This window comes from Brevundimonas sp., from assembly GCF_965278935.1.
Taxonomy (GTDB): Bacteria; Pseudomonadota; Alphaproteobacteria; order Caulobacterales; family Caulobacteraceae; genus Brevundimonas.
In genome coordinates this window covers 3,139,459-3,148,637 of sequence record NZ_OZ257124.1, presented here as the reverse complement: position 1 = coordinate 3,148,637, position 9,179 = coordinate 3,139,459, and the positions used below count along the sequence as shown (strand labels likewise).

Genomic DNA, 9,179 nt, shown 5'->3' with positions numbered 1-9,179 from the left:
ATCACGTCCGGGACCCACCGGAACAACTATGCGTTATCGCCGGAGACGGCACAGACAAAAGCCACGGTTGGCGACGTATGCTGAAGCTTCGCCGGACAGCCGAAAACAAGGAGACGACCCGATGATGACCGTATCCAGCACGACCAGGTTCGCAGTGGTCGGTTTGGCTGTTCTGTCGATGGCCGCCTGCGCCCCACGCCGCCCGGTGACCGGCGCGGCCGACGGGACGACCGGCGGACCGGCGATCGACAACCCCGCCTATCCGGGCCCCGGCAACGGCGGCATCGACGGCGGCAATATCGGTTCGGGCGCGCCCGGCTCGGAACAGGACTTCGTCGTCAACGTCGGGGACCGGATTTACTTCGACCTCGATTCCTTCTCGGTCAGCCCGGAAGCTTACCCGCGCCTGGACGCCCAGGCCGCCTGGCTGTCGCGCTATCCCGGCGTCACCGTCCGCATCGAGGGCAACGCCGACGAACGCGGCACCCGCGAATACAACCTCGCCCTCGGCGCCCGCCGCGCCGAATCGATCCGCAACTATCTGATCGAGCGCGGCGTCTCGGCCGGCCGGATCGACACGATCAGCTTCGGCAAGGAGCGCCCGATCGCCGTGGGTTCGAACGAGGATTCGTGGGCCCGCAACCGCAATGGCCACACGGCGATCGCGTCGGGCGCGCAGTAAGGTAAGGGCGCTATCGCTCGCGCGGCGGCTCGCTGCTTGAGCGCGGAGCCGCACAGCCTGAACGCGGTCCGCGTTTGATTCTGGAGGGCGTCCGTGTTCGCGGGCGCCCTTTCCTTTTGACCGGCTTCGCGCTGCGCTGCACATAGGGCCTGGCGTGCGTGGAGGGGGCTATGGTGGATATGGATGCGGCGGGCGGTCTGGCGACCGGCGGCCTGATCGCGGGAGCGGTCGAGAAGCCGACCGGCAAGGCGGGCGACGACCACGCCGGAGCCTGCAGCGACTGCGGCGAGCCCACGACCGGAAACTTCTGCGCCAACTGCGGCCAGCCTACTCATGTGCACCGGACCCTGCTGCACCTCGGCGAGGAGCTGCTGCACGGCGTCATGCATTTCGACGCCCGCATCTGGCGCACCCTGCCGCTGCTGATCGCGAATCCCGGCCGGCTGACCCGCGAATGGATCGAGGGCAAGCGGACCCGCTACGTCTCGCCGCTGGCCATCTTCCTGTTCACGGTCTTCCTGATGTTCTTCGCCCTGAGCTTCGGCGGGGCCGCCCTCGTGCCGACCGAGACACGCAGTCTCGACGAGCGGATCGCCAATACGGAAACCGCGATAGCGAACCTGCGCCAGCAATTGGTAGAGGTCGAACCCAGGGTCGAGGCCGACGAGCCGGGCGCCGAGGGCGTCCAGGCCGGACTGCAGGCTGGTCTGGCCGCGTCCGAAGGCCAGCTGCGCGCCCTGCAGGAAGCCAAGGCGGAAGGTCCGCGCGCCGACGGCCTCGCGCCCGGCAGCTGGCAGGCCAACATGGCCGATACGGTCCACGGCGAGAACTTCCACGTCGGCATCGGCGACAAGAAGATGCAGGAGAAGATCCTCCACAAGCTCGGAAACCCCGATCTGGCCGTCTACAAATTCCAGCAGACGACCTACAAGTTCGCCTTCCTGCTGGTGCCGATGTCGATCCCGTTCGTCTGGCTGATGTTCGCCTGGAAGCGGGGGTTCACCTGGTACGACCACGGGGTCTTCGTCCTGTATTCCCTGACCTTCATGTCCATCCTGTTCATGGTTCTGGGCGTGCTCGGGCGGATGAACGGCTGGTTCGCGGGCGTGCTCGGGACGATCGGGACCTTCGCCGTGCCGGCGCACATGTTCGCCCAGCTGAAGGGGACCTACGGGCTGTCGATCTGGTCGGCGCTGTGGCGGACCTGTCTCCTGCTGTTCTTCTGCGTGGTGGTGTCGACCTTCTTTGTCCTCGCCATCATCGCGCTGGGACTGGGAGCGTAGGGGTGAGGAGCCTGACGCCTTGCGGGCGCCGCAAAACGATGAAAGCTGTAGCGTCATGAAGAGCCCATTCTCGTTCCGGAACATCGCCCTCGCGACCGTGGCCCTCGGCCTCGTCGGCGGGGCGGTCATCGCCCAGACCCAGCCCCTGCCGGCCATCCAGTGGGATGTGCGGCGACTGGACAACCTGGATCGCAACGTCCGCCGGCTGGAGCGCGCCCTGCTCCAGCGCAACAATCAGGTCGGCGAGCCGATGCTGGTCGAATCCGATCCCGAGCTGATCGCCCTGCAAGGCCGGGTGTCGCAGATGGACCGCCGGCTGCAGGACATGGAGCAGACCGTCCAGCGCGTGAACGGCGACCTCGAGCGGCTGACCTTCCAGCTCGACGAGGGCGACCGCGACAACGCCGCCCTGCGCACTCGACTGGCCGATTCCGACCGCCGCGTCGAACGGCTCGAGACCGCCGCCGTGGAAGCCCGTCGCGCCGCCGAAGCGGCTGCCGAAGAAGCCGCGCGCGGACCGCGCTCGCCGACCGGGGACGCCGTCTCCGATCTGGCCGCCGCGCGGGCCCTGACCGACCCGGCCGCTGCGCGCTCCGCGCTCGAGGCCGTGGCGATTAACTGGCCGGATACGCCGTCGGGCAAGGAAGCCGTCTGGCGCATCGGCGACATCATCCGCGCGACCGGCGATCAGGCCGGCGCTGTGCAGCAATACGCCACCGCCCTGTCCGGTTGGCCGACCCTGCCGTGGGCGGGCGAGGTGACGCTGAAGCTCGCGCGCGGGCTCGAGGCGACGAACCGGGACGCGCAGGCCTGTGCGGCCCTGGGCGAGTATGTCCGGCGGTATCAGGCGACCTCGACGCCCGCGCTGCGCGCCATAGCCGCCGAGACGCGGACCCGGGCGGCCTGCCGCTGAGCCCCGCCGGCGCGGCCGGGCTGGAAGGCCGGGTCGCGGCGCGGCTGGAGGCGCGGCTTGAGACCGACGTGGATCATCCCGTCGCCCTGGCCCTGTCCGGCGGCGGGGATTCCATCGCCCTGCTGGAGATCGTGGGCGCCTGGGCGAAGCGCGCCGGGCGCCGCCTGCTGGCGATCACCGTCGATCACGGGCTGAACCCGGAGAGCCGCGACTGGAGCCGCCGCTGCGAGGCCGCCGCGCGCGCGGTCGGGGCGGACTGGGTCGAACGCCGCTGGGAGGGTGAGAAGCCGACCACCGGGCTGCCGGCTGCGGCGCGTCGGGCGCGGCATGGCCTGATCGCGGACGCCGCGCGGGAGGCGGGGGCCAGGGTGGTCCTGTTCGCCCACACCGCCGACGACATCGCCGAGAGCGACTGGATGCGGGCGCGAGGCTCGACCCTGGGGCGGCTGAGAGAATGGGCGCCGAGCCCGGCCTGGCCCGAGGGGCGGGGGCTGATGCTGTTGCGGCCGATGCTGGATGAGCGGCGGGAGGCTTTGCGGGACTGGCTGCGGGAGGCGGGGCGGGACTGGATCGAGGATTCGGGAAATGCGGGATTTGGGCGGGGCGCGGCGCGGAAGGCCTTGACCCCTCTCCCGGTGGGAGAGGGCTTGAGCGCCCGGGAGCCGGAGGCGATCGGTCTTGCGCGAAAGGGTGAGGGTCGGACTTCGCCGGAAGCGCACGACCCTCACCCTTTCGGCTTGGCGCATCGCTTCGCTCTGCGAGCCTCAAACCCTCTCCCACTGGGAGAGGGTTTCGAGATGGTTCGGCCGGGACTCGCGACCGATATCGCCGCGATCCTGCTGTGCGCATCCGGAGGCGAAACGCCGCCGCGCGGGGGTCGGGTCGAGGCGCTGACGGCGCGGGTGAATGCCGGCGAGGAGTTCACCGCCAACCTCGCCGGCGCGCGGATCGAGGCGAGCGGGGACACGGTAGTCATCGGCCGTGAGGCGGGAGAACTGCGCCGGCATCCCGTAGCCGACATCGCGCTACAGCCCGGCGTTCCCGCCGTCTGGGACGGACGCTACGAGATCATCGTCCGTGAGCCGGGCTGGACCGTCACAGCCGGGTCCGGTCGTCTGAACGCCCTGTCCAAAGCGGATCGCGTCATCGTGAACACGGTCCCGGTCCGGGTCCGCGCGGCTCTGCCGGTCCTGATCCGGGACGGCGGGGATGCGCCGGTTCTTGCATGGCGGGCGGCGGAGGTTCGCGCCCTGGCGCCGCGCCGTCTGGCCCTCGCGCTGGGCGAAACGACGCAGGAAAGCGAGCTATCCCTGACCATGCATGGCGAAACGCCGCCGCCTGACCTATTTTGACGACAACGACGTAACATCTGCCGGCCCGCGAGGTCGGCGACGAGGATTTCAGACCGATGAACCTGCGTAACCTGGCGATCTGGGGCGTGATCATACTGGGCCTTCTGGCCGTCTATGCCGCCATCAGCCAGAACGGCGGCGCGACGCTGCCCGGACAAGCCGCCGGCGCCCAGGCGCGCCCGGCGACGATCACCTATTCCGAGCTGAACGACCGTGTCGCGGCCGGTGAGGTCAAGTCGGTGATGATCTCGGGCGATCAGGTCACGGGCGTCTACAAGAACGACAGCCGGTTCACCGCCGTCGTGCCGATTTCGGACAACCAGTTGGCCGCCCGTCTGGACGCCGCCGGTGTCGATGTCGGCGCCAAGACCATTCGCCAGTCGATCTGGATGAACGCCCTTCTGGGCCTGCTGCCGATTTTGCTCTTGGTCGGGGTCTGGATTTTCTTCATGCGCCAGATGCAGGGCGGGGCGCGCGGGGCCATGGGCTTCGGCAAGTCCAAGGCCAAGCTGCTGACCGAACACAAGGGCCGCAAGACCTTTGACGACGTCGCCGGCGTGGACGAGGCCAAGGAAGAACTGCAGGAGGTCGTCGACTTCCTGAAGGACCCGGCCAAGTTCCAGCGTCTGGGCGGCAAGATCCCCAAGGGCGCCCTTCTGGTGGGCCCTCCCGGCACCGGCAAGACCCTGCTGGCCCGCGCCGTCGCGGGCGAGGCGGGCGTGCCCTTCTTCTCCATCTCGGGCTCCGACTTCGTCGAGATGTTCGTCGGCGTCGGCGCCAGCCGCGTGCGCGACATGTTCGAACAGGCCAAGAAGAACGCGCCGTGCATCATCTTCATCGACGAGATCGACGCCGTCGGTCGTCACCGGGGCGCAGGCCTCGGCGGCGGCAATGACGAGCGCGAGCAGACGCTGAACCAGCTGCTGGTCGAGATGGACGGGTTCGAGGCCAACGAGGGTATCATCCTGATCGCCGCGACCAACCGTCCCGACGTGCTGGATCCGGCCCTGCTGCGTCCCGGCCGCTTCGACCGTCAGGTCGTGGTGCCGAACCCCGACGTCGCCGGGCGTGAGCGGATTCTCCGCGTGCACATGAAGGACGTGCCCCTGGCCGCCGACGTGAACACCAAGACCATCGCGCGCGGCACCCCGGGCTTCTCCGGCGCCGACCTGGCCAATCTGGTCAACGAGGCGGCCCTGATGGCGGCGCGCAAGGACCGTCGCATGGTCACCCACCGCGACTTCGAGGACGCCAAGGACAAGGTCATGATGGGCGCCGAGCGCAAATCCATGGCCATGAACGAGGAAGAGCGTCGCCTGACCGCCTATCACGAGGGCGGCCACGCCATCGTCGCCATGAACGTCAAGATGGCCGACCCCGTGCACAAGGCGACCATCGTGCCGCGCGGCCAGGCCCTGGGCATGGTCATGCAGCTGCCGGAAGGCGACCGCTATTCGATGAAGTACCAGCAGATGGTCGATCGCATCGCCATCATGGCCGGCGGTCGCGTCGCCGAGGAGATCATCTTCGGCAAGGAGAACATCACCTCGGGCGCCTCGTCCGACATCCAGCAGGCGACCAAGCTGGCCCGCCGTATGGTGACCCAGTGGGGCTTTTCCGACGTGCTGGGCACCGTGGCCTATGGCGAGAACGAGCAGGAGGTCTTCCTCGGTCACTCGGTCGCGCGCAGCCAGAACATCAGTGAAGAGACGGCCCGCACCATCGACGCCGAGGTCCGCAAGCTGGTCACCTCCGGCTGGGACGAGGCGCGCCAGATCCTGACCGACAAGGCCGCGGATCTGGAGACCCTGGCCCAGGCCCTGCTCGAGTACGAGACCCTGTCGGGCGAAGAGATCAAGGACCTGCTGGAGAAGGGCGCCGCGCCGAACCGCGACGAGAACAACTTCCCCAACGCCGGGCCGTCCGTCTCCGTGCCGGTCACCCCGGTGTCGGACGGCGTCAGCGTCGTCGCCTCGGACAACCACACGACGCTTCACTAGAACGACAGCACCCCGCCCCGGGAAACCGGCGCGGGGTGCTTCTTGACGAACAAGTTTGCAATTCAAACAAGTCTGTGAGAAGGGATCTCCCGAAACGAGGGGAGAGACCCATGACCACCGATATCGACCGGCCGGAGCGGCTGCACGGACTGGACGCCCTGAGGGCCGGAGCGCTGCTGCTGGGCGTCGTCCTGCACGCGAGCCTGGCCTTCTTTCCGCAGCAGATCTGGATCGTCGCCGACGATAGTCGGTCGATCGGCGCGGCCGGACTGTTCTTCGCCATCCACCTGTTCCGGATGACGGCCTTCTTCCTCATCGCCGGCCTGTTCGCCCACATGATGCTGGCGCGCCGGGGTTGGCTGAGCTTCGCCAAGGACCGGATCATGAGGATCACGGGACCGCTGGCCGCCTTCTGGTTCCCGGTCATGGTCGGGATCGTCGGAGCCCTGATCTGGACGTCCTACGTCAACGGTCTGGTCGTGCCCGGCGCGCCGCCGCCGCCTCCGCCGACCTACGACTGGACCAATTTCCCGCTGACCCACCTGTGGTTCCTCTATGTGCTGACGCTCTTCTACGCGGCGGTCCTGATCCTGCGCGCGCCGTTCGCGATGCTGGACAGGGACGGCGGCTGGGGTCGGGTCGTGGACAGGATCACCGGCGCCCTGATCGGACCGTGGACCCCGATCGTGCTGGCCGCGCCTCTGGCTCTGGCCCTGTATCTGGATCCGAAATGGGTCGCCTTCTTCGCCGTGCCGACGCCGGACGCAGGCCTCGTCCCGAACACGGCGGCGCTCGTCGGCTTCGGTCTGGCGTTCGGCCTGGGCTTCCTGATCGATCGGCGTCGCGACCTGCTGAACCGGATCGCCGCCTGGACGCCTCTGTTCCTGGCCGTCGCCGTGGTCTCGGGCGTCGCCGCCTACAACCTCGCGGGGGGACCGAAGATCACGCCCATGGTCGAGCTGACGGACGAGAAGGCGATCGCGGCGGCGGTGACCGCGCTGGCGGTCTACACCTCGGCGTTCGCGGCGATGGGGCTGTGCCTGCGATTCCTGTCGGGGCACAGCGCGATCCGGCGCTACCTCGCCGACGCCTCCTACTGGATCTACATCCTGCACCTGCCGCTGGTCATGCTGGCCCAGGTCTGGGTGCAGGACTGGGCCGGGCCGTGGTGGCTGAAGCTGGGCGGGGTGTCGATCGGCGTCTTCGCAGTCTGCCTGATCACCTATGAGCTGCTGATCCGCCACACCTTCATGGGAAGCTGGCTCAACGGACGGCGCGTGCCGTGGCGCAAGGCTCCGTCCGTCGCGGCCGTTCCCGCCGAATAGCTTGCCCCCGAAGCTTGCCAAGACCGACCGGCTCGTCCACCCCGGACGGGCCGGTCGCAGATGAGAATCGCCCCCATGCCGTCCAAGCCCGCCAGCCCATCCCCGGAGGCCGACCTCGCCTTCCTGCGCTCGATCGTCGAGGGCGGGGGCAAGCCGTCGATCACCCTGGCCATCTGCTATCTGGCCGGCGGGCTGCTCTACGGCCTCCAGTGCCTGTTCCACATCGGCCAGATCTTCGGCGTGATCCGCTGGCCGGACCTGGCCAACCTGGCCTTCGTGATCGGTATCACCGTGGCGGTGTGCGGTTTCATCACCTGGGCGGCGATCCGCGACATGCGCGAAAGCGGGGGAGGCCATCGCGGGCCGCTGGCGACGCGGACGCTGAACGCGGGCTTCTCCAGCGCCGGCATGGTCAATCTGGCCATGATCATCATCTTCGGCGTCGGGGCGTGGCGGGACGGCGACTTCGCCCTCTGGCTCTACTACCCGGCCGTGGTGTTCGGACTGCAGGCCGCCGCATGGTCGGTGGCTTGGGGGTTGAAGAAGAAGGTCTGGATGCTGGCGACCTCGGCCGGAGGATGGGTGACGGCCGTGGCCCTGGGGCTGCTGGTGCGCCAGCCGGACCAGTACCTCTATGTCTGCACCGCTGCCCTGTTTCTGCTGTTCGCCCTGCCGGGCTGGATCATGCTGCGCGAAGCCCGGGCGAAGGTCGCCTGATCCATGGCGCTGGGCGATCTCGGCAAGATCGACGAGGTCATCCACGGCCGCATGCGGCTGGGGATCATGGTCTATCTGGCCGACGTCGAGACCGCCGACTTCACCGAGCTGAAGACCGTGCTGGAGGCGACGCAGGGCAATCTGTCGGTCCACCTGAAGAAGCTGGAGGAGGCGGGCCATGTCGCCATCGACAAGAGCTTCCAGAACAACAAGCCGCTGACCCGCGTGACCCTGACCGCCTCTGGCCGGAAGGCATTCGCGGCCTATCTCGAGGCCCTGGGCGGGCTGATCGGGAAGAGGGACTGATGGCGCCGATGGTCGTCGATCCCAAACGGGTGCAGGCCTTCGCGGACGGCGACGCGTTTCACGGCTGGCTGGCCAGGCATCACGACAGGGAGCCCGAGGTCTGGATTCGGGTGTTCAAGGTCGGGTCGGGCACGCCGAGCGTCAGCTGGAAGGACGCGATCCCGGTCGCCATCCGCTGGGGCTGGATTGACGGGGTCAGGAAGAGCCTCGACGCGGTCAGCTTCGTGCAGCGGTTCACGCCGCGCGGGCCGAAGAGCAGCTGGAGCGAGATCAACGTCGCCCATGCCGAGCGGATGATCGCCGACGGGACCATGCAGCCGTCGGGACTGAAACATGTCGAGGCGGCCAGGGCGGACGGGCGCTGGGAGAAGACCTATCGGGTCAGGGGCGCCGAGGTCCCTGACGACCTGCAGGCGGCGATCGATGCGGAGCCGAAAGCGAAGGCGCTGTTCGACGTGCTCACCAGCCAGAACCGCTTCGCCCTCATCCACCGCACGAACGCCCTGAGGACCGAAGCGGGGCGGAAGAAGAAGATCATCGATCTGGTCGCCATGCTGGCGCGCGGCGAGACACCGTATACGCAGAAGAGGGGCTAGAGGCG

The 9,179-nt window shown here is 68.5% G+C and carries 9 protein-coding genes; all 9 read left to right on the top strand.

The genetic code is table 11. From position 1 onward, the window contains the following. Positions 1–124: 124 nt before the first annotated feature. The 9 genes from pal (at position 125) to ACQY68_RS15680 (ending at position 9,174) form a co-directional block, all read left to right on the top strand. On the top strand, positions 125–682 hold the full coding sequence (gene pal, locus ACQY68_RS15720) for a peptidoglycan-associated lipoprotein Pal (protein ID WP_428152688.1): 558 nt from the start codon (positions 125–127) through the stop codon (positions 680–682). A gap of 170 nt (positions 683–852) precedes the next feature. Beyond that, entirely contained in the window at positions 853–1,965 is a 1,113-nt protein-coding gene (locus ACQY68_RS15715; RefSeq protein ID WP_428150632.1) for a DUF3667 domain-containing protein, read from the top strand. A 55-nt stretch (positions 1,966–2,020) separates the two neighbouring features. Beyond that, on the top strand, positions 2,021–2,878 hold the full coding sequence (locus tag ACQY68_RS15710) for a tetratricopeptide repeat protein (protein WP_428150630.1): 858 nt from the start codon (positions 2,021–2,023) through the stop codon (positions 2,876–2,878). Between the two features lie 68 nt (positions 2,879–2,946). Further along, positions 2,947–4,230, top strand: a complete 1,284-nt coding sequence (gene tilS, locus ACQY68_RS15705) for a tRNA lysidine(34) synthetase TilS (RefSeq protein WP_428150629.1) — start codon at positions 2,947–2,949, stop codon at positions 4,228–4,230. Between the two features lie 56 nt (positions 4,231–4,286). Further along, entirely contained in the window at positions 4,287–6,230 is a 1,944-nt protein-coding gene (gene ftsH, locus ACQY68_RS15700) for an ATP-dependent zinc metalloprotease FtsH (protein WP_428150627.1), read from the top strand. A 110-nt stretch (positions 6,231–6,340) separates the two neighbouring features. Next, a complete protein-coding gene (locus ACQY68_RS15695; protein WP_428150625.1) occupies positions 6,341–7,555 on the top strand; it encodes an acyltransferase family protein in 1,215 nt (404 codons plus the stop codon). A gap of 75 nt (positions 7,556–7,630) precedes the next feature. Then, positions 7,631–8,272: a hypothetical protein gene (locus tag ACQY68_RS15690; RefSeq protein WP_428150624.1), complete on the top strand. Its 642-nt coding sequence runs from the start codon at positions 7,631–7,633 to the stop codon at positions 8,270–8,272. A gap of 3 nt (positions 8,273–8,275) precedes the next feature. Beyond that, positions 8,276–8,578: a winged helix-turn-helix domain-containing protein gene (locus ACQY68_RS15685; RefSeq protein ID WP_428150622.1), complete on the top strand. Its 303-nt coding sequence runs from the start codon at positions 8,276–8,278 to the stop codon at positions 8,576–8,578. Next, positions 8,578–9,174, top strand: coding sequence for a YdeI/OmpD-associated family protein (locus ACQY68_RS15680; protein WP_428150620.1), 597 nt, complete (start codon positions 8,578–8,580; stop codon positions 9,172–9,174). The genes ACQY68_RS15685 and ACQY68_RS15680 overlap by 1 nt, the downstream gene beginning before the upstream one ends. Positions 9,175–9,179: the final 5 nt, after the last annotated feature.